Source organism: Enterococcus sp. M190262 (assembly GCF_005843965.1).
GTDB lineage: Bacteria > Bacillota > Bacilli > Lactobacillales > Enterococcaceae > Enterococcus_D > Enterococcus_D gallinarum.
Window position 1 is genome coordinate 1,653,444 of sequence record NZ_CP040461.1, and the last position, 20,961, is coordinate 1,674,404.

The window sequence follows — 20,961 nt, forward strand, 5'->3', positions numbered from 1 at the left end:
GCTGTACTATTTGTCTACCCATTCCGTCTTGGCTACAATAAAGAAAAGGGGAAAATGGAGGGATAGTATGAAAAAGTGGTTGGGTATTGGCTTGTTGGTTGGGCTATTCTTTTTAACCGGTTGTACGAAATTACCGCAGGATCAGTTTGCTGATGGGTTAACAGTACAAAAAGATATGAATGCTGGTGACTTTAGCGTGACGATCGATACATTTGAATTTGCTGGCGAGGACAGCCAAAATTCACAAGAAAGCATGATCGCAGGGATGATTTTTTCCCAGTTGGCGGGAACCAAGATCACAGGAAATTTTGTTGAAGATCCAAAAAGCAAAAATATTCGTTTGGATGCCTCACTGTCTTCTGGAGAAATCGATGTTCCACTGAATCTTTTGATTGATGGGAAGAGCCATGACACCTACCTTTCAGCAGAAATCGTTGAGGCAATGGGCAATCTGTTTGCATTTGATACATTCAGTACATCGGATACGTTTGCATCGGATACATTTGATAGTAGCGAAACGCCAGATACGACGGGTAAAGATAAATATATTCGTCTGTCACCAGATGAGATGTCAGATCTTGACACGGACCAGCTATTGAACAATAGCTTATTTTCTTCTGAGACATTGGCAGAGTATGTCAAAACGTTGGATCGTGAATCTTTTAAAAGAGATGGTGACACCATCACGCATACATTCACAAAACAAGAGCTGTTGGACTTTGTTGACTATGCCAAAAAACAAAAGGCAGACACTAGTGAGATTACGCAGTGGGAAGATCTGCTGAAAGACAGTGAGCGTATTGATTTGACTGTATCTGTCAATGCAAAGAAACAAAACCAAAAAGTTGTGATGAACATGACCCAATCTGGCGAGCTGCCTTTGGCTATTGGGATCACGTTTACTATCAGCGGCAAACAAAGTGATGAAAAAGTCCAGTTACCTGCTTCAGAAAATGTCGTTGATCAGCAAGAGTTTTTTGATTCCTACCAAGAAGACTCTTTTTGGGATGACAGTTATTACGGCGATGATCCCCTCTCTGATGAAGATTGGACAAATTATACGCTAACAGACGAGGAGTTTGACCAATTATTAGAGATGGTTGCCACTGATCTACAGGGCATGACGGATGAAGAAATCGCTGATTTTTTGTTGATTTATGAAGACTTACTGACCGAAGAACAGTACCAGCGTTTGGCTGAGGCATTGCAAGTAAGCCAAAATTTATGAGCAGCATAAAGGAACACTAAAAAAAGAGCCATTGAAGCAAGCTTATCAAGCTGCTTCAATGGCTCTTTTTGTTTGAAGTTCTTTCAAATGAATCAAAAACGTGGCTTTTTCGTCAATCTCAGTAATACAGAAGCAACAGCCATGGTCGCAATTCCTGCAACGATCGCCTCTGGGATACCTTGTGTCAAAATAACGCCAAGGATGGCGGTATAGACGGCAGTTCCGGCATTACCGATCGCAGCGGCATATTCTTGTTGGAATAAAAAGTAGATGAGGTTCATCACGAGAATCGTATTCGTCAATCCTCCAGCGATTCCAGCAATCAGCAACGAAGTGCTTTGCCGCTTGTTTTGCCACATTTTCTGGCAGGCTTTAAAGACAAAATAAGGGACGATTCCGATCAGAATGCGAGGAATCAGAGCAACCAAGATCGCTTTCCAACTTCCATGATCCATGCCATAGACTGGGACAAATGGCGAGAACACAAAAGAAAGCGGCGAGATGATCCACGTTGAACGGACCATACTAATGATGCCAAAAGCCCCTCCCAGAAAGCCGCCGATCCGTGGTCCTAAAATGATGGAAGCAATGATCACGGGAATGTGCATCGTAGTAGCATTGATCGGACCTAAAGGAATGAACCCTAGAAAAGGAACGGATGCTAAAAGAATCAAGATCCCCAGGAAAAATGCAGTTAAAACTAAATCAAAAGTGGCTATTTTTTTCATGTTAGACTCCTCGTACTTCCAATGCTGCAACAGCTTGTTCAACGATCGCTTCCACGGTCGCCAGCGCGCCGCGGCCGAAATCCCCGCAAGCCAACAAGGCTTCGCGAGGAGCGATCTCTTGATAACCGACCTCTTTCAAAATGGCTAGATTTCGTTGCACGATTGGATTTTGATACATATTGGTATTCATCGCTGGTGCAATCAGTTTTGGTACCTCCGCAGTCAATGCCAAAGCGACCGTTGAGATCAGATCATCTGCTAAACCATGAGCCAATTTACCAATCAAGTTGGCACTGGCTGGTGCGATCAAGAAAAGGTCCGCTTGCTTCGCTAATTCGATATGGTTGATCCGGTCAGGTTGGCGTTCTTGCATCACATCCACATGGATTGGTCGCTTAGATAATGACTGGAGAGTCAATGGTGTGATGAATTGCGTACTATTAGCAGTCATCATCACGTCGACTGCATACCCTCGTTTTGTCAACTCATTCGCGATATCCGCTGCTTTATAAGCGGAGATACTTCCGCTAATACCTAATAATACATGTTTTTGTTTCATTTTAATTCCTCCTTATCCAAGGGGCTCTTCATTTTTCAATAATGTATCTACGATCAATGCGGCAATTTCTAGCTTAGTATGGCCGGTACCGATTTTTTTATCGGCAGTTAGTAAGTGACCAATATGCTGATCTTCTTTGATCGTAGTCAAGTCATTGGCCAAGACATAATCTGCTTGATTTTTAGCTAGACTATCACGGGCTACTTGAAAAAGTGTTTCTTTCGAAACATCGACTAATAATTTGAAACCCACCAACTTTGTCTGAGGTTGTTTTGCTTTGATTCGCTGGATCACTTTAGGTGTTTTCTTTAAGACCATCACTAGATGATCAGTATTCGAAGAGAGTTTGCCTGACTGTTCCATTGACTGTGCTACTAATGTCTCTAACAACTCAGGAGATACTTGGTTGTCAAATTGTGGAAGCAGCTGATTGATCGCTGTCAAGAATGCTTCTTGTGACCAACTGTTAGCAGGTGTGAAATCACTGACCGCCATGCTGTGGATCACTGCAAAGTAAGTATGTGCCGATAATAAGGACTCAAGACAATTCAGTAATCCAAGAGTGCCTTCGATATAGTGGACCGTCAATCGTGAATCGTTAGCTGGCTGTTTTGCTTGACGAGTTGTGACATAATCAATTTCAATCCCTTTTTCTAATAACGCTTCAGCGATGGCTTTGCCTAATGAACCTGTTGAATGATTCGTGATCGCCCGTACTGAATCAATTTTTTCGGAAGTTCCGCCGGCAGTGATCAATATTCTCATGTTTCTGATGCCACCTTGACGATTGTCCGACCTTGATGGGTACCGGCTAATAAGGATGCGAGTGTTTCCGGCAATGTTTCAAAGGTAATCTCATGACTATGCAGCTGATCTGCGACATACCAGCCTGTTGCTAGACGTTGCCAAAGTTCGTTACGAGTGGCAGTGTCAACATTGACCGAGTCAATACCGATCACGCGGATGCCGCGAAGAATAAAGGGTAAAACCGTCGTTTCGATGTTGATCCCCCCAGCATTTCCGCATAAAAAGGCACCGCCGCCGTAACGGATTTGCGGCAATAATGCGGAAAGAAGGGAACCACCGACGGTATCAATAACTGCCGCTACTGTCTGCTTCGCCAGCGGTTTGATTTTTTCTGGTTGCCAATCAGCTGGATCAGTGATTTTGGTTGCTCCTAGTGCCAATAACCAGTCTGCCTCTTTTTTACGAGAAAGTGCGACGATGTTTGTATAGCCTAACTTATGCAACAATGCGATGCTGATACTTCCGACACCTCCGGAAGCTCCGGTAATGACGATCGGCGCTTCTTTTTCAAGGGCAAGTTTTTCAAGTTCGGTGACAGCCAGTGCCGCAGTAAAGCCAGCAGTACCATAACGCATACTATCTTTAGCCGATAAGGTTTCTGGTCGTTTGATCAGCCAATCAGCCGGTACCCGTTGGTATTGGCTGAAGCCACCGGGATGAGAAACACCTAGGCCGTAACCTGTCAGCAGTACTTGGTCGCCGGTTGAAAAATCCGGACTTTGACTTTCAATGACTTCACCAGCCAAGTCGATGCCTGGTGTCATCGGATAGGTACGGATAACGCCGCCATTTTCTTTAGCTGCTAAAGCATCTTTATAATTGACATCGGAATAAGCGACTTTGACAAGAACGTCTCCCTCAGGTAAATCTGTCAGTTTGCAGGTCTTTAAAGTGGCAGTAAATGTTGGTTCATTTGTTACGATATAAGACGAAAATTCTATCATTCAAGGCAACTCCTTTAATGGTTTGAACTCATGATACCATAATCTGGTTGATTTTTAATCATTGTTGCGAAACAGATGATTATTCATGAGCCAATTTCTTCGTTAGAATGAGAGAAGGGCATTGAGAGCTACTGAATGAAAATGGCTAAATAAAGGCATTGTGTGACAGCTGCCCATTGGCTGCAGCTCATTTAGTCAATAAGAAAGCTTCGAAAAATTCTCTTCAAAAAAGGTAAAAAAAGACTTGTTTTTTTTAGAAAAGTTTGTATACTGGAAAAAGTGAAATTAAACTTGAAGTTTACTATTAGCAAACTTTTTTGTAGGATTTTTTTACTATATTTATGATCGAGGGGGAATGTAGATGGAGATTGGCGAGAAGCTCCGCAATTTGCGGGTCCAAAAAAATCTGACACAAGAAGAATTAGGGGAACGAACCGATTTATCCAAAGGGTACATCTCCCAATTAGAAAGGGATTTAAGTTCACCTTCAATGGAAACTTTTTTTACGATTTTAGAAGTCCTTGGAGTGACCCCGGAAGAATTTTTCCGTCAAGAAAATGCAGACCATCAAGTGGTCTATCGAGAAGAAGACAGTACGAGTTATTATGATGAAGAAAATGGCTATGAACTGCGGTGGCTGATTCCAGACTCGAATGAAAAAGAGATGGAGCCAGTCGTGTTGACTTTTGAGAAAGCCGGCGAGTATAAGACATTTGAACCTTCTTTAGCGGAAACTTTTATTTATGTTTTGGAAGGAACGATTGCACTGAGCCTCGGGGAATCAGAATACAAAGCACGTAAGGGACAGTCCATTTATTACCAAGCAACAGAACCGCATCAATTGAGAAATATCGGCCGGCAAAAAAGTCGCGCCTTGATCGTTGTAACTGATTCTTATTTATGATTTAGGGGGAAAAAGTGTGGGAAAAACAATTATTTCGTTCAATAACGTGGTCAAGCGATTTGATGACGATGAAACCGTCTTGAAAAATGTTAGTTTTGATATTGAAGAAGGGCGTTTTTATACGCTTTTAGGTCCTTCAGGATGTGGGAAAACCACGATCTTACGGATCATTGCCGGATTTTCCGAAGCAACAGAAGGCGATGTTTACTTTGATGGCCAGCGTATCAACGATGTTCCGGCAAATCAGCGACAAGTTAATACTGTCTTTCAGGACTATGCGTTGTTTCCACATATGAACGTGTTCGAGAATGTGGCTTTTGGCTTACGGATCAAGAAGCTGCCGAAAGACGAAGTCACAAAGAAAGTCAAAGAAGCATTGCGATTGGTCCAACTTCCAGGTTACGAAAATCGTGAGATCAGTGAAATGTCCGGTGGACAGCGTCAACGGGTGGCGATTGCGCGAGCGATCGTCAATGAGCCGAAAGTTTTGCTCTTAGATGAACCTTTGTCAGCTTTAGACTTGAAATTACGAACAGACATGCAATACGAATTGCGGGAACTGCAGCAGCGATTAGGAATTACATTTATCTTTGTGACCCACGATCAAGAAGAAGCATTAGCGATGAGTGATGAGATCTTCGTCATGAATAAAGGAAAGATCATTCAAAGTGGAACACCGGTAGACATTTATGACGAGCCGATCAATCATTTTGTGGCGGACTTCGTCGGCGAAAGTAATATCGTGAATGGCACGATGATCGATGATAATTTAGTCGAGTTTGTCGGCAAACGCTTCGAGTGCGTGGATGGCGGTATGCGGGCGAATGAACCCGTTGAAATCGTGATCCGCCCAGAAGATCTAAGTTTGACCACCGCTGAGAAAGGGAAATTGATCGTTGAGGTAGACACGCAATTGTTCCGCGGCGTACATTATGAAATCATTTGTTACGATGAACAAGGCAATGAATGGATGGTCCATTCGACTAGAAAAGCCAAAGAAGGCAGCAAGATCGGTTTGTTTTTTGAGCCTGAAGACATTCATGTCATGCGTTTCAATGAATCAGAAGAAGATTTTGATGCTCGTTTAGAGAGCTACGAAGATTAGGAGGGAGCACATGACGAAAATGCGTCGTTTCTATGCAATACCCTATGTCTTTTGGTTATTGCTATTTGTTATCGCACCAGTATTATTGATCGTCTATCAGTCCTTTTTCGATATGGATGGGAATTTTTCACTGGTCAATTATCAAAGTTATTTAGGTTCCGGCAAGTATTTGATCATGACATTGAACTCCGTGTGGTATGCCTTTTTGATCACATTGATCACGCTGGTCATCAGTTATCCTACGGCTTACTTTTTGACAAAACTACGTCATAAAGACTTATGGTTACTGCTGATTATTTTACCTACATGGGTCAATTTGCTGTTAAAAGCCTATGCCTTTATTGGTATTTTTGGAATTCATGGCAGCGTCAATCATTTTTTGGAAATCATGGGTGTCGGACCAAAACAGATTTTGTTCACCGATTTTAGCTTTTTAACGGTAGCGGTCTATATTGAGCTGCCCTTTATGATCATGCCGATTTTCAATGCACTAGAGGAGATGGATCCTTCATTGATTAGTGCGAGCCGTGACTTAGGAGCGAACAGCTATGAGACTTTTCGCCGGGTCATTCTGCCTTTGTCATTGAACGGTGTCAAAAGCGGCGTACAAGCAGTTTTCATTCCTTCTCTTTCACTCTTCATGCTGACACGTTTGATTGGAGGAAACCGTGTAATCACGTTAGGAACTGCGATTGAGCAGCATTTCCTTGTGACACAAAACTGGGGCATGGGTTCGACGATCGGTGTAATTTTGATTATTGCTATGTTCTTAGTGATGCTCCTGACAGGTGAGAAGAAAAAAGGAGGACAACGAAAATGAAAAAATTCCGCTGGTCAAATCTTTATCTTGTCGTTGTCTTTATCCTATTGTACGTCCCAATTTTTTATTTGATTTTTTATTCCTTCAATGATGGCGGAACAATGAATGACTTTACTGGGTTTACCTTTGAACATTACCAGTCCGTCTTTCAAGATACACGTCTGATGATCATTGTATTGAATACCTTTATGCTGGCATTTTTATCCGCCCTTTTAGCAACAGTGATCGGCACGTTCGGTGCGATGGGGATCTACTATACGAAAAAACGGCGAACACGAACAGCGTTGTTAAGTTTGAACAATGTCTTACTGGTTTCTCCAGATGTCATCATTGGAGCCAGTTTTCTGATTTTCTTCACGATGATCGGAAATTTGTTCCGCGGCTTTAGCCTAGGTTTCTTTAGTGTGTTACTGTCTCATGTGGCCTTTAGTATTCCCATCGTTGTTTTGATGGTTTTACCAAAGCTACAAGAAATGAATGATTCCATGATTGATGCCGCTCGTGACTTAGGTGCCAATAATCTGCAAGTCATCAAGAACATTATTTTGCCGTTTCTGACACCGGGGGTCATTGCCGGCTATTTCATGGCTTTCACTTATTCACTGGATGATTTTGCTGTGACGTTCTTTGTAACAGGGAATGGCTTTAGCACACTTTCTGTAGAAATCTATTCTCGTGCCCGTCAGGGGATCAGCCTAGAAATCAATGCCTTGAGCACATTGGTCTTTTTATTCTCAATGATTCTAGTCGTAGGGTACTACTTTATCAGCAAAGAAAATGTGTCGAAAAAACTACGTAAAAATCGGCGAGCGGAGGTGGCAAATCTGCGATGAAAAGATTACAATCTTTGGTCATAGGAATTGTCGCCATCATTTTGGTACTGCTGTTTGGTGTACGGGAGTTGGAACATTCTTCAGGAATGGCGGGCGCCAAAGTTTTGAATATCTATAACTGGGGTGATTATATCGATCCAGATCTTTTGAAGAAGTTTGAGAAAGAGACCGGCTATAAGGTCAATTATGAAACCTTCGATTCCAATGAAGCGATGTTTACGAAAATTCAGCAAGGAGGAACGTCCTATGACATTGCCATCCCAAGTGAATATATGATCCAAAAAATGATGGAAGAACACTTGCTGAAACCTCTTGATCACAGCAAGATCAAAGGGTTAGACAATATTGATCCCCGCTTCTTGGATTTAAGTTTTGATCCTGATAACCGCTATTCGATCCCATATTTTTGGGGGACTCTTGGTATCGTCTATAATGATAAATTTTTTGCTGAAGGTGAAATCAAGGAATGGGATGATCTGTGGAAACCAGAACTAAAAGACAGTATCATGCTGATCGATGGCGCGCGGGAAGTCATCGGTCTAGGGTTAAACAGTTTGGGGTATTCATTGAACAGTAAAGACGACAAACAGCTTGAAGCAGCCTTCAACAAATTGCGCAAAATGACGCCAAACATCAAAGCAATCGTAGCAGACGAAATCAAAATGTATATGGCAAACGAAGAAGCCTCTGTCGCTGTGACTTTCTCGGGAGAAGCAGCCGATATGATGTATGAGAATGAACATATCCATTATGTGATCCCATCCGAAGGATCCAATCTTTGGTTTGATAATATGGTTATTCCCAAAACGTCAAAAAATGAAGAAGGGGCCTATGCATTTTTGAACTTTATGCTTGAACCAGAAAATGCTGCCCAAAATGCTGAGTATATCGGTTATTCCACACCAAACAAAAAAGCACTCGCGTTATTGCCAGATGAAATCACGCAAGACAAACAGTTCTATCCTTCAGATGAGCTGATGAAGTATTTGGAAGTCTATGAAAATCTAGGCGCCCAATATTTAGGCATTTATAATGACCTATTTTTGGAGTTGAAGATGTATCGAAAGTAAGTATGCAGCTGATTGACTGATACAAGGGAAGGAAGCAAGTTTTAAAAAATCTTTCCCCATTGTGTTTTAAAATAGTTACAGCTTCCTAGCGACCTGTAGAGAGACAGCAAAAGTCTTTGTCTACAGGTTTTTTTGTCTTAGAAAAGAGTCGCTGAGACAATTGGAAGCAGCTGCCCTGCAGAAGAAATACTAAGCAGTACTAGGTCGAAATAAGGAATAGTCCCAAACAAAGCGCTATCCTATAAAAACTAAAAATACAATGCGTCAGTTACAGTAACTTTTTTTGAAAAGGGTCATGGGTTTATAGCCGTAGTTTTTAGAATGAATCAGCTAATTCGAAGATAATAATATGGAATTTTTCTAGAAATTATCGCATGAAATGACCCTTGATTGAGAACGCCATGAAAGGTGGGAGAAATGCAGTTGTGTATATAAGCAAAAGCTGTCTCTTCTTTCCAAAGAAGACTGGATGATTTTGGAATCTGATTTTCTTTGGCTTAAAGGGCAAAATAGTTTGTTTTTTTGGGAGACTAAATTTATACTAATTTTTATAGCTAATTTAGTGACTTGTTAAGTAGATACGAAACAACTCCTGAATTAGAAAACAAATGAATGGGAAAGCGAATGTTTGATGACAGCCATCATTCGCTTTGCTGAACCGTTTGCCTAAGGAGTGGAATGTTGTGCCAGATTTAGTAAAGTTTGTATTGGTTATCTTAGTTATTTGGGTTATTTATCAATTGGTTACTTCTGTTTTATTTAGCTTGTCGCAAAAAGCCGTTAAAAAACGACTGAAGAGTAATAAGATGACAGATCAACAACTTGTAAACTTGTATCATTCTGTTGCAAAGTCAAATCAATATAATACGATGCAAGCCATATTTTCTTATGGAATTTTTTACAAAAGTCATGAAAAACAAAGTAATGAAGTGTACAAGTTGTATCGAGATGAAATGGAAAAAAGAAACTTGCTATAAAAGAAATTTTAAGGTCACTTATTTTTCTGATAAGTGACATCAAACATAGATATGGCTAAAAAATAGATCCTTCTTTGCAATTTTGTGAGGAGGGCTCTATTTTTTTGAGCAAACAAAATAAATAGGTGAATAAAAAGGGACTCTTTTTTTGATGGAACATCGTCTCTGCGCTTCTACTGGTAATAGTAGTGTAACAGTAGAATTTTTAAAGAGTCTAGCTAGATATGCAATGCTGCTTATCAAAGACAGGATTTCATAAAAATCTATGAATCTAGTTTGTTTAGGGGTATTATAAATATAGCGACAAAGTGGATAAACAATCTGGAGGAGGAAGCATGATTCAACAATTTTTGCAAAAATTTACACGAAAAACTGGGAAAGTAGAACAATCATTCGAAGTAGTATCTAAAGAACACAGAGAAATAAAAGGGCTTTCTTTTGAACAAAACGAAGATGAATCGATCGTTATGGACTTTTTGAATCATATGGACAGAGAGTATGACACAACGCCTGCAGGACGGAAACAGCAAGGGGATGCCTTTGAGCAATTTTTGGCAGCGGTCTTTCGGCTAGCAAACTACGATGTTGAGATCACCAGAAAAAGCTATCTGCAAGGCAAACAGGTCTACACTGGTGATGACAATGTAGACTTGATTTTAAGCAAAGATGCGGAACGGATTGCTGTTCAAGCCAAACATTACCGCTTGAACACGAAAGCACCCAACTTGATCACGAAAGAGTTTGTCAATAAATATTCAGGAATCTCAGATAAAAATTGGACAAATAAACTTTTTATCACAACATCTTTATTTAATCCCCATGTTTATTTAGAGATCGAGAAGAATGAAAAAGCACAAAACATTGAATGGTATGACAGGTACGGGTTATTGCAGTTGTTGAACACATTGATCCCAGAAACAATGGAAAAGCACATGTTTTTAAATAGTTTGCCACAACAAGTAGTCAAATGTCCGGAATGTGAATCAGGGTTTATTGTCCAAAAATGGAATAAGCAAAAACATAGCTATTTCAAAGGATGTACGATGTTTCCAGAGTGTGCCCATACGGAAAGTGTTTCATTCAGGCACACACGTAAAAGTTTTACTACGTCCTCAAAAGAACTAGATAATAGCATTTCTTCTTAGGATAACTGGTACTCTAAAATGCTCATTTGTTGAACGAATCAGACACTTAGTAGAAGAAAGGAATGAAAAGATGTTTAATCTCGCTGTTCGTGGCCACGACTTAACCAAGGTTTGTGATCCACAAGATCTCGCTTGTCAAATCGCTGAAAAAGGCATCAAAAATGTTCAATTTGCACTAAATGCTTCATTTCCGGAACTTAGTGCTGCTGCCCAGATCAATCCGGGAATGGGGACCTTTTTTAAAAATGAATTTGGGCAACAGAATGTTCAAGTGGCATTGTTGAGCTGCTATAGTAATTTGATTCATCCAGATCCTCATGAACGAGAAAAGATTCTGCAGAAATTTGAACGCTATCTTTTTCATGCACGCTATTTTGGGGCGTCAATGGTTGCTTCGGAAACGGGTTCCGTTATTCCCACACTTGGTTACAGTGAAGAAAATTTCACAGATGAAGTTTTTGATGAGCTTGTAACTGTTGTCCAGCGGTTGGTAAAAACCGGGGAACGTTATCAAACAATGGTTGGGATCGAAGCGGGATTAAATCACCCCCTATTTTCCAATGACCGAATTCAGGAATTGATCGCAAGAGTTCCTTCTGATTTTCTGGGCATCGTCTATGACCCTACCAATCTCATCACTCCAGAAACGGCAAGTAAACAAGTAGAAATCGTTGCAGAGGCCTTTGAGAAGTTTGGTGAACGAATTGTCTGTCTCCACTTAAAAGACTACGTGATTGAAGAGGACCGCATTGTTTCTGTCCCTTTAGGAGAAGGAATCATTCCTTATCAAGCCATTTTACAAATCGTTGACCAATACAAACCTTATTGCTATGTCGTATTGGAGGGAACAAAAGATGAAGGAATCAAACGGGCGGTTGCTATGATAGAGGGGCTAAGCTGAATCGAATGAACCCATTGGCAAAAAAATCATTTGACGTCAAAGAAGTGATTGCCTCTAATCGCGAACACATTTAGAGAGCACGCTTATTTAAAAGAAGCGACAGCATAAGTTAGAATGGGACAAACAGACACTAGCGCATAATCCTGCCAATATTCTGAATTAACGCTCAAAATATGCGATGAGGATGTTTGTGTTCTGTCCCGTTAAACGTTAATCTGTCGCTTCTTTTTTTGTTGGGAATGATACGGTTCTAATTGAGGCTGTTTTATTCGTTGATCTGCCAATGACGAATCCTATGGATCAGCTGTTCTTTCTCTTTTTCACTGGCAAAGGAATGGCGGACGGCGGTCTCATTCAATAAGCGCAGCTCACTTTCCGACATTTGGCAGTGACGGGTCATGTGTATGTATTCATCAGTCAATGTTGTTTTAGAAACGGTGCGGTTATCTGTGTTTAAGCAAAAAGGGACCCCAGCTGTCAGCCATTCCCTGAAAGGATATTGGTGATAATCCGTGATGGCTTTGGTATGCACATTACTAGTAGGACAACCTTCAATACAGATTTGATTGCGGGAGACAAATTCTTGGGCTTTCTTATCCCCTTTCAAAATGATACCGTGGCCAATGCGTTTTGCACCGCTTTCGATTGCTTGATAGACATTACGGATACAGCCGCATTCACCGGCATGCAATGTCAATTGCACGTTTTGACCGTCTATGAAAAGTTGGTAAGTTTGCGCTAATTTGGGAACATAGTCATCTTCTTCAGGACCAGCTAAATCGATGCCCACGACTTTCTCTTCAGAAACAGACTCCGAAAAAATCTGGGAGATTGCAGCAGCAGACTCTTGCCGCATCCCGATGATCAAGATATTCCCTTTTACCGGATAGATGGACTCCGCACGAGCGATCCCTCTAGCTACTGCTTGAATCGTTTGTGGGCAGGAAAGACCCTGTTCCATTGACTGACTAGGAGCAAAGCGGATTTCGATATACGCGACACCATCTTCAAACGCTTGTTCCATGACATCAAACGCTGCGGCTTCTAATGCAAATTCACTTTGGAGATAAGGAAGAACGAAATCAAAGCGTTCCAAGTACTCATTAAGATCAGAACAGTCTTGGGGGGCTTGCATCCGTTCTTCAAGTATCGACAGTTCTTGTGGGATAGGCAGATTTTGCTGATTGGCGATCTTAAGTAATGTTTCTGGACGAATCGATCCATCCAAATGGCAGTGCAATTCTACTTTAGGGAAGGCTTGGATTTGGCTTTTCGTTAACACGTCATTCCTCCTCGCATACGCAGGGTACGCTGAATTTTTTTATGTATGAATATAGCATAGATACGGGTTATGTGCTAGTGAAAAAAGGAAATTCTCATGATAAACACTCTCCCTCTCAAAAAAGCCTCTATAAAAAGCCTCTATAAAAAAGCTCCGGTCAAAAAAGCTCGTATCAAAAAAGCCGCTGCCATGGGAGGATTGTCCCATGGCAGCGTACGATTTTGTTGGGTTGGCACTTTTTTTGCTGAGAAAACTAAATCAGCTCTGAGAGTTCGACGGCATCGATCGCCAGATCTTGTGCGGCTTCCTTCAACGTGAAGTGACCGTCAAATGCGATGACACCACGCGCCAGTGTAGCGTTTGTTCTTAATGCCTTTTCAGGATCGGCAGCTAATTGTTTAGCGTAGGGTAATGTGGCGATACTCAATGCCAATGTAGCAGTCTGTGGAACTGCGCCAGGCATATTGGCAACAGCATAATGGATCACATTTTCTTGGATGTAGGTAGGATCGTCATGAGTAGTGACACGATCTTCTGTCTCAAAAATGCCTCCTTGATCAATCGCAATATCTACAATCACTGATTTTTCTGCCATGGTTTTCACCATCTCACGAGTTACTAGATTTGGCGCTTTTTTGCCTGGCAGCAAGACGGCGCCAATCACCAAGTCTGCTTGTTGAATAGCGGCTTCAATGTTGAAACGATTAGAGAAGAGTGTCTGAACTTGTCCGTCAAATAGCTGGTCTAATTCTTGTAAGCGTGGGATGGATACATCGAGAATCGTGACTTGCGCACCTAGCCCTAACGCCATTTTCGCGGCATTGGTTCCGGCAACGCCACCACCAATAATCGTGACCTGACCTTTTCGAACACCCGGGACACCGGACAGGAGGACTCCTTTGCCGCCATAGATTTTTTCTAAGAATTGTGCGCCGATCTGAACTGCCATTCGACCAGCAATTTCACTCATTGGAGAGAGGAGAGGCAGCGTCCCATTAGCCAGTTGGACATTCTCATAGCCAATCGCTCGAACCTTGGAGGACATGAGCGCTTTTGCTAATTCTGGATTGGCAGCAACATGTAGGTAAGTAAATAACAGCAATCCCGCTCTTAAGTAGGAATACTCTTCTGGCAGCGGTTCTTTGACTTTCATCACCATGTCAGCCGCCCAGACGTCTGCAGCGTTAGCAACGATCGTTGCGCCGACTGCTCGATAGGCTTCGTCTGAAAAAGTTGATCCGATACCTGCATTTGCTTCAACCAAGACCTCGTGCCCTTCTTGAACCAATTCATAGACGCCAGCTGGCGGCAAAGCTACACGATTTTCATTGTTCTTGATTTCTTTAGGAATTCCGATTTTCATATGCGTCACACCTTTCTTTCTTCTATTATAAAGGAAAGCGGATCCATTGTAAGGAGAAAGCGAAGATTTCTCAAGGTAGCTGTCAAGAGGCGCGGTCATTATCAACATGCATTGATGAGGACTATTTATAAAAAAACTACCTATAGAGTGTCAAGAAAGAGGTAATCGTGCTTGCTCCTTCCTGACAACTTATAGGTAGTTTCTTTTTTATAAATTGGTACTTTTGTCCTCTGTAAATGTCCAAAAATGTAAACTTTGAGCAGCGATTTCTTCCAATGAATAGGACGTTAAATAATGTTTTTTTTCCGGCGTATCGTTTGGATCTAAAACAACCACATTTTCGTCTTGCATAGCAGCCAGCACCATGATATGACCAGTATCTGTGAAATCTCCACTGGTCACAGAGACGATCACTGGCTGTCCAACTGCCAGATAATTGGCTACTTGCACTGTGTCTATGCCCAAATCGTGATACGAGTAACCAAAGGAATCCGCAAAATCAGAGAAAATCCGCCAATCGGTTCCTTGCCCATCGACATAGTAGCTATCTTGTGCCCAATCCAAAACTTCAAGCGGCGAAACGTTATCCTCTCGCAAATAAGCGAGTACCATTGAAAGAGAGAGCAGGGCACAGCCGTTATCGCTTAAAGTTTGCGTACCATCTGAACCATAGGAATAATCAGCCCATTCTTCATTTGTTTGTAGGTAAAGAGGCGTAGTCACTCCATTTTCTTGTAAATACTCGTTCGCTTGTTCATTGTAAGCTGCTTGATCAAAATCCATGTCATCCATCATGGGATATTTTTCATAATCTTGGCTGGAATAGCTCACATGAGAAAGTCGGATAAATGCAGCAAAAATCAATAATAAACCCAACAAAACAAGAAAAACATAACGCTTTCTTTGTTTCCCTTTTTTCTTCATAGCTTCCCTCCTGAAGTATCGTGCCTTTTTTGCCTTACTTCAAGTAAAGCAGAGGGAATGAAGGTTGTCATCCGCCTGTGGACTGATTCGTGTCAGTTGTTTCTAGTTCTTCCAATTCCAGACTCGTGTTTTCCCAAGCTTCCATCAGCTGTTCTTGCGTGGCTTGGACAGTCTCCATTGCTTGATTCAGCGAAGACAAACGGACGTGGTCGTTCAATGCGTCAGGACGAGTCATCGCTTGTTCGATTTCTTCAAGCTCTGCTTCGGTTTTGGCTAGGTCTGCTTCAATTTGAGTGACTTTACGCTGCAATGAGCGAATGGCTTTTTGTTGTTCTTTGCTCTGGAAGAAAGATTGTTTGCCTTGTGAGATGGTTTTCTCTTGAACATCAGATTGCTGCATCGCAGCTAGTTCTGTTTCTTCCAGTTTTTTCTCCACGTAATAATCATAGTCCCCTAAATACAATTTGCTGCCAGTTTCAGATAATTCAATGACTTTGGTCGCGATTCGATTGATAAAGTAGCGGTCATGAGAAACAAAAAGCAATGTGCCTTCATAATCAATCAAGGCATTTTCGAGTACTTCTTTGCTGTCGATGTCCAAGTGGTTAGTCGGTTCATCTAAGATCAGGAAGTTGTCATGATCCATCGCAAGTTTTGCTAAAGCGACCCGTGCCTTTTCGCCGCCACTGAGCAATGTGATTGGTTTTTCAACATCTTCACCAGAAAAAAGGAAACTTCCTAAAATTGTGCGGATCTCTACTTCTGGCGTAGTGGGGTGCTCATCCCATAATTCTTTCAAGATTGTTTTTGTTGAATGGAGATCTGATTGGGTTTGATCATAATACCCAATTGAGACATTGGCACCTAGATGAACGTCACCGCGAATCAAAGGAATCTTGTGGATCAGTGATTTTAATAATGTCGATTTGCCAATTCCATTAGGGCCGACTAATGCAATGGCATCTTTCCGGCGAACATCCAAATCGATCGGCTCGGATAGAACAGTCTCTTGATAACCGATGGCTGCGTTGGCTACTTGCATTACCACATTGCCAGAAGGTTTACTGATTGAAAAAAGGAAATTTGCGGATTTTTCATCTCCTTGAGGCCGATCGAGCCGCTCCATTTTTTCTAATTGTTTGCGCCGGCTTTGCGCCCGTTTAGTTGTGGAGGCACGAACTAAATTACGCGCTACAAAGTCTTCTAATTTATTGATTTCTTCTTGTTGTTTTTCGAAAGCTTTCCATTCACTTTGCAGCTGCTCGGCTTTCAAAACCAGATAACGACTGTAATTCCCTTTGTAATGGTGCATTTTCCGTCGGCTAAGCTCATAGACCTCATTGACGACTTTATCTAAGAAATAACGGTCATGAGATACAATCAAAAGAGCACCGGCATACCCTTGAAGATAGTTTTCAAGCCAAGACAATGTCTCAATATCCAGGTGGTTAGTCGGTTCATCCAAAATCAAAATATCTGGCTTTTGCAACAGCATCTTTGCTAGTGCTAGACGAGTTTTTTGACCACCAGACAATGTTTCAATGGATTGCTCATAAAAAGTGCCGTCGAACTTAAAGCCGTGTAGAACAGAACGGATCTCATTTTCATATCCGTAGCCGTTTTTTTCGGCAAATTCATGTTGTAGCTGGTCATATTCTTTTAATAGACCATCATAATTGACTGCTGTCGGGTCTGTTTCTGAAATGGCGACTTCTAATGAGCGCATCCGCTGTTCCATCTGTCGAATGCCGGCAAAAGCCGTCAACATTTCTTCCCAGACTGTAGCAGTACTGTTTAAACCAGTGTCTTGGGCAAGATAACCTAGTGTCGCAGTTTTATTTTTGGCGATCGTTCCTTTATCGGGGCTTTCGATCCCGGCAATGATTTTTAACAGGGTCGATTTTCCGGCGCCATTTCTTCCCACAAGCGCGATCCGGGAATGGCTGGCAATCTCTAGGTTGATATTCTCAAATAAAACTTCAGCGCCAAATAGTCTGGCGATTTGATTTGCTTGTAATAGTATCATATGTATTCATTCCTATTCTTGAAGTCACTTGTCTCCTTGGTTGCAATACTATCAGTCTATCACATTTTGTGATAAACAGCGATTATGAAAAAAGAATGATTGTATCATTAAATAAAAAAAATTTCAAATTGTGAGCAATCAAATTGATTTTTGAGCAAACTATTTGATATGATAGCTACATCACACGTGAATTTTTCACAATGGGGGAGTATTTCTTGAAAGATCATCAAATTCCAAAGGCAACAGCGAAACGTTTGCCTTTGTATTACCGCTATTTACGCATCTTGCACAATGCTGGAAAGTTGAAGGTTTCATCTACTGAATTAAGCGAAGCTGTCCAAGTGGATAGCGCAACGATTCGTCGCGACTTCTCTTATTTTGGGGAATTGGGAAAACGCGGCTATGGCTATGACGTGGAAAGCCTGATGCAGTTTTTTGCTAAAACGTTGAATGAAGACCATATGACAAATGTCGCGCTAGTAGGTGTTGGTAATCTAGGTAGCGCACTGTTAAAATATAAATTCCATCAGAGCAATAGCATTCGGATCAGTGCTGCATTTGATGTGAATGAAGATATCGTAGGACGAATCGTGGATGGCGTTCCTGTCTATCCAATGAGCGATATGAAAGAACAAGTGAAGATCCAACAGATCGATGTCGCGATCTTGACGGTTCCCGCACAACATTCGCAAGACTTAGTCAATGAGCTTGTGAAAGCAGGGATCAAAGGAATCTTGAACTTTACGCCTGCACGCATCACTGCACCAAAAGGTGTGCTGATCCAAAATGTTGATTTGACCAATGAATTACAAACACTGATTTATTTCTTGCATTCTGGCAACGTCTTAACGACAGATGAACCGGAAAACCACGAAACGACTGAATCAGAATAAAACCCAAAAACACTGTCTTTCCATCAACCTTCGCGTCTAGTAGGTGATGGAAAGACAGTGTTTTTTTATTCCATCAGTTGATCAAAAAGATCGTCATAAGAGATGGTCTCGGTTTTGGTCAAGGCAGTCCTATAGCGATCAATAATAGCAGCCAGCCTATTAAAATCAATGATTCGTGCTTCTCTGTGGCGTTCATCTCCTTGAAAATAAAGAAGGACGACAGGAGCAGTCAATGCTGAAAATTGGCCAGCCGCCTCTGGGACTTCCGCTACATTGACAGCATAAAGTGGAACATGCTTTTCTAAAGCTAATTTATTAAGACGAGGTTTGTCTGCTAAGCAGACACTGCAAGCCGGCTGTGAGAGATAAATAAGTGCCAATGGGGTTTCTTTTATCTTCGTCAGCAGTTCATCTAATGTATTCATTTGTATCATGCAAATTCCTCCAAGCAGATTCTCTGTCTAATGTACGTTTTGAGGGACAACTTGTCAAAGAAACTGCTGGAAAAGAATAAAAACTAAAGCAAGCTTTAAGGTGCCAGCAAAGACTGTAAAAAACATTGTGCATTGAGGCAAAAAAACGTATAGTAGTTCCAGCGCAATTATTTTTTTATAAAGAAGGTTGAATATATGTTACAAAGCTTACCTAATTCTGTTTTGCAGATGAGCGTGATCTTTCTCTCCATCGTCATTGAAGCCTTGCCTTTTGTCTTATTAGGCTGCTTGATTTCAGGGGCGCTGCAAGTTTTTCTGACGCCAGAACGAGTGACAAAAATCCTGCCAAAGAATAAATTGGCCTCCATTGCAATGGGGTGTGGTTTAGGCGTTTTCTTCCCGTCTTGTGAATGTGGAATCGTTCCGATCGTCAATCAATTCGTCAAAAAAGACGTACCAGTCTACACGGCTTTTGCTTTTATGCTGACAGCCCCTATTGTGAATCCCATTGTAATTTTTTCGACATTCATCGCATTTGGCAATTCAGCGAAGTTTGCCTTTTTGCGAGTACTTGGCAGCTTGTTGGTGGCAATGGTGGTAGGTGTTTGGCTGGCTTATTTCAGTAAGCGAGAGATTTTGAAAACCCAATTGATCACAGCTTCAGAGGATACCCATCAAGGACATCACCATGGGCATGCTCATGATACAGGTTCTGAGAAACGAAAATGGTCCCATCAAATACGGCATTTGTTGCAACACAGTATTGATGAATTCTTCGATACTGGTCGGTATTTGATCATTGGCGGATTGATTGCAGCAGCGATGCAGACGTATTTGCCAACGGGAATGATGTTGACTTTGGGTTCTACGAAATTCTTGGCGGTATTGGTCATGCTTGTTTTGGCATTGACGATGTCGCTGTGCTCTGAAGCAGATGCGTTTATCGGTTCTTCGCTGCTTAGTCTGTTCGGCGCCGGTCCAGTCGTGGGTTTTCTGGTCTTTGGTCCTATGGTGGACATCAAGAATCTTCTGATGATGAAACGATATTTTACCGGTCGTTTTATTGCAACATTGGTGGGATTAATTGCTGTTGTAGTCTCAATTTATGCATGGGTGGTGTAAACAATGATCCGTTTTTTGATTTTATCTGGATATTTTGAGTTGATGATGTACTTGCAGGTATCAGGAAAACTGAATCAGTTCATCAATGTCCACTATCGTTATCTAGCGATTCTTTCGATGATTGTCGCTTTATTTTTGGCATTAGTCCAGTTGTATTTTTGGGTCAAACAAACGCCTGATGAACATGAAGATGAGCATCACCATGGACTCGAAAAAAAATCTCAGCGCATCATTGCGTATTTCTTATTAGCATTGCCAATCATTGTTGGTTTGTTTTTCCCAACAGTCAGTCTGGATACGACCATTGTTGAAGCAAAAGGGTTTAATTTCCCGCTGAGTGAAGAGTCTGTCGGCGATCCCGAAATGAATACCCAATACCTTAAACCAGATACTAGTCTTTATTACAATAAAGATGATTATGACGAGCAAATGACGACTTCGTTAGCGAAGTATGCCGATAAACAAACGATTGCTGTCACCGACGAGAATTATTTGGAACTCATGGAATTGATCTATACGTATCCAAGTGAATTTATCGGGAAAAAAATCAGCTATGACGGTTTTGTTTATCATGCAGCGCAAGATGATCGTAATGAAATCTTTCTGTTTCGTTTTGGGATCATTCACTGTGTAGCGGATTCAGGTGTTTTTGGATTACGTGTTGAGTTACCTGAACAAACGGTTACCGAGAATGACCAATGGCTGCACATTGAAGGAACCATCCAGTCGCAATACTATCAACCCTTTAAACGAGATTTGCCAATGGTAGTCGTTGACCAAGAACAAACCATCGAGGCACCGGCTAACCAATATGTTTATCGATCATTCTAGCGAAATGAGAGAAATATCGGTTTTTTTGAAAAAGTTCACAAAAATATCATAAAGCTTTGTTATAA

21 protein-coding genes are annotated in these 20,961 nt (G+C 41.5%); 12 read left to right on the forward strand and 9 right to left on the reverse strand.

Annotated features, from left to right (window positions below; genetic code table 11):
• Nucleotides 1-67: 67 nt before the first annotated feature.
• The gene (locus tag FE005_RS07785) at nucleotides 68-1,228 is read left to right on the forward strand and encodes a hypothetical protein (RefSeq protein WP_230321068.1); all 1,161 of its coding nucleotides are present in this window, start codon (nucleotides 68-70) and stop codon (nucleotides 1,226-1,228) included.
• 92 nt (nucleotides 1,229-1,320) lie between these two features.
• On the opposite strand, the gene FE005_RS07790 is transcribed toward FE005_RS07785, so the two are convergent.
• Genes FE005_RS07790 through FE005_RS07805 form a run of 4 tightly spaced genes read right to left on the reverse strand, consistent with a single transcriptional unit; the run spans nucleotide 1,321 to nucleotide 4,266 of the window.
• Nucleotides 1,321-1,956, reverse strand: coding sequence for an ECF transporter S component (locus FE005_RS07790; RefSeq protein ID WP_003127470.1), 636 nt, complete (start codon nucleotides 1,954-1,956; stop codon nucleotides 1,321-1,323).
• Between the two features lies 1 nt (nucleotide 1,957).
• Nucleotides 1,958-2,515 (reverse strand): phosphopantothenoylcysteine decarboxylase, encoded by a 558-nt coding sequence (gene coaC, locus FE005_RS07795; RefSeq protein ID WP_003127471.1) that lies wholly within the window; start codon nucleotides 2,513-2,515, stop codon nucleotides 1,958-1,960.
• A gap of 12 nt (nucleotides 2,516-2,527) precedes the next feature.
• On the reverse strand, nucleotides 2,528-3,280 hold the full coding sequence (locus FE005_RS07800; RefSeq protein ID WP_138371597.1) for a phosphopantothenate--cysteine ligase: 753 nt from the start codon (nucleotides 3,278-3,280) through the stop codon (nucleotides 2,528-2,530).
• Nucleotides 3,277-4,266: an acryloyl-CoA reductase gene (locus FE005_RS07805; protein WP_005471747.1), complete on the reverse strand. Its 990-nt coding sequence runs from the start codon at nucleotides 4,264-4,266 to the stop codon at nucleotides 3,277-3,279. Before FE005_RS07805 ends, FE005_RS07800 begins: the two co-directional genes overlap by 4 nt.
• A 361-nt stretch (nucleotides 4,267-4,627) precedes the next feature.
• On the opposite strand from FE005_RS07805, the gene FE005_RS07810 reads away from it, so the two are divergent.
• From FE005_RS07810 to FE005_RS07845, 8 genes are all read left to right on the forward strand, one after another.
• Entirely contained in the window at nucleotides 4,628-5,170 is a 543-nt protein-coding gene (locus tag FE005_RS07810; protein WP_003127476.1) for a helix-turn-helix domain-containing protein, read from the forward strand.
• Between the two features lie 16 nt (nucleotides 5,171-5,186).
• Nucleotides 5,187-6,275: an ABC transporter ATP-binding protein gene (locus tag FE005_RS07815; protein WP_003127477.1), complete on the forward strand. Its 1,089-nt coding sequence runs from the start codon at nucleotides 5,187-5,189 to the stop codon at nucleotides 6,273-6,275.
• Between the two features lie 10 nt (nucleotides 6,276-6,285).
• On the forward strand, nucleotides 6,286-7,095 hold the full coding sequence (locus FE005_RS07820) for an ABC transporter permease (protein ID WP_138371598.1): 810 nt from the start codon (nucleotides 6,286-6,288) through the stop codon (nucleotides 7,093-7,095).
• Nucleotides 7,092-7,928, forward strand: a complete 837-nt coding sequence (locus tag FE005_RS07825; RefSeq protein WP_003127479.1) for an ABC transporter permease — start codon at nucleotides 7,092-7,094, stop codon at nucleotides 7,926-7,928. Before FE005_RS07820 ends, FE005_RS07825 begins: the two co-directional genes overlap by 4 nt.
• Entirely contained in the window at nucleotides 7,925-8,998 is a 1,074-nt protein-coding gene (locus tag FE005_RS07830; protein ID WP_138371599.1) for a PotD/PotF family extracellular solute-binding protein, read from the forward strand. The genes FE005_RS07825 and FE005_RS07830 overlap by 4 nt, the downstream gene beginning before the upstream one ends.
• Before the next feature lie 683 nt (nucleotides 8,999-9,681).
• Nucleotides 9,682-9,975, forward strand: coding sequence for a hypothetical protein (locus FE005_RS07835; protein ID WP_005471757.1), 294 nt, complete (start codon nucleotides 9,682-9,684; stop codon nucleotides 9,973-9,975).
• 335 nt (nucleotides 9,976-10,310) lie between these two features.
• Nucleotides 10,311-11,120, forward strand: coding sequence for a restriction endonuclease (locus tag FE005_RS07840; protein WP_138371600.1), 810 nt, complete (start codon nucleotides 10,311-10,313; stop codon nucleotides 11,118-11,120).
• Nucleotides 11,121-11,190: 70 nt separating this feature from the next.
• Nucleotides 11,191-12,021 (forward strand): sugar phosphate isomerase/epimerase, encoded by an 831-nt coding sequence (locus FE005_RS07845; protein ID WP_103300615.1) that lies wholly within the window; start codon nucleotides 11,191-11,193, stop codon nucleotides 12,019-12,021.
• Nucleotides 12,022-12,286: 265 nt separating this feature from the next.
• On the opposite strand, the gene add is transcribed toward FE005_RS07845, so the two are convergent.
• The 4 genes from add to FE005_RS07865 form a co-directional block, all read right to left on the reverse strand.
• Entirely contained in the window at nucleotides 12,287-13,303 is a 1,017-nt protein-coding gene (add, locus tag FE005_RS07850; RefSeq protein ID WP_138371601.1) for an adenosine deaminase, read from the reverse strand.
• A 253-nt stretch (nucleotides 13,304-13,556) separates the two neighbouring features.
• Nucleotides 13,557-14,666, reverse strand: coding sequence for an alanine dehydrogenase (gene ald, locus FE005_RS07855; protein WP_138371602.1), 1,110 nt, complete (start codon nucleotides 14,664-14,666; stop codon nucleotides 13,557-13,559).
• A 207-nt stretch (nucleotides 14,667-14,873) separates the two neighbouring features.
• Entirely contained in the window at nucleotides 14,874-15,590 is a 717-nt protein-coding gene (locus FE005_RS07860; protein ID WP_138371603.1) for a C39 family peptidase, read from the reverse strand.
• Nucleotides 15,591-15,657: 67 nt separating this feature from the next.
• Nucleotides 15,658-17,616 (reverse strand): ABC-F family ATP-binding cassette domain-containing protein, encoded by a 1,959-nt coding sequence (locus FE005_RS07865; protein ID WP_138371604.1) that lies wholly within the window; start codon nucleotides 17,614-17,616, stop codon nucleotides 15,658-15,660.
• A gap of 215 nt (nucleotides 17,617-17,831) precedes the next feature.
• On the opposite strand from FE005_RS07865, the gene FE005_RS07870 reads away from it, so the two are divergent.
• A complete protein-coding gene (locus FE005_RS07870; RefSeq protein ID WP_060813607.1) occupies nucleotides 17,832-18,509 on the forward strand; it encodes a redox-sensing transcriptional repressor Rex in 678 nt (225 codons plus the stop codon).
• Between the two features lie 65 nt (nucleotides 18,510-18,574).
• On the opposite strand, the gene FE005_RS07875 is transcribed toward FE005_RS07870, so the two are convergent.
• Nucleotides 18,575-18,943, reverse strand: a complete 369-nt coding sequence (locus FE005_RS07875) for a thioredoxin family protein (protein ID WP_086269477.1) — start codon at nucleotides 18,941-18,943, stop codon at nucleotides 18,575-18,577.
• Nucleotides 18,944-19,138: 195 nt separating this feature from the next.
• Between FE005_RS07875 and FE005_RS07880 the strand changes: the two genes are divergently transcribed.
• Nucleotides 19,139-20,065, forward strand: coding sequence for a permease (locus FE005_RS07880; RefSeq protein ID WP_138371605.1), 927 nt, complete (start codon nucleotides 19,139-19,141; stop codon nucleotides 20,063-20,065).
• A gap of 3 nt (nucleotides 20,066-20,068) precedes the next feature.
• The gene (locus tag FE005_RS07885) at nucleotides 20,069-20,896 is read left to right on the forward strand and encodes a TIGR03943 family protein (protein ID WP_029487208.1); all 828 of its coding nucleotides are present in this window, start codon (nucleotides 20,069-20,071) and stop codon (nucleotides 20,894-20,896) included.
• Nucleotides 20,897-20,961 lie beyond the last annotated feature (65 nt).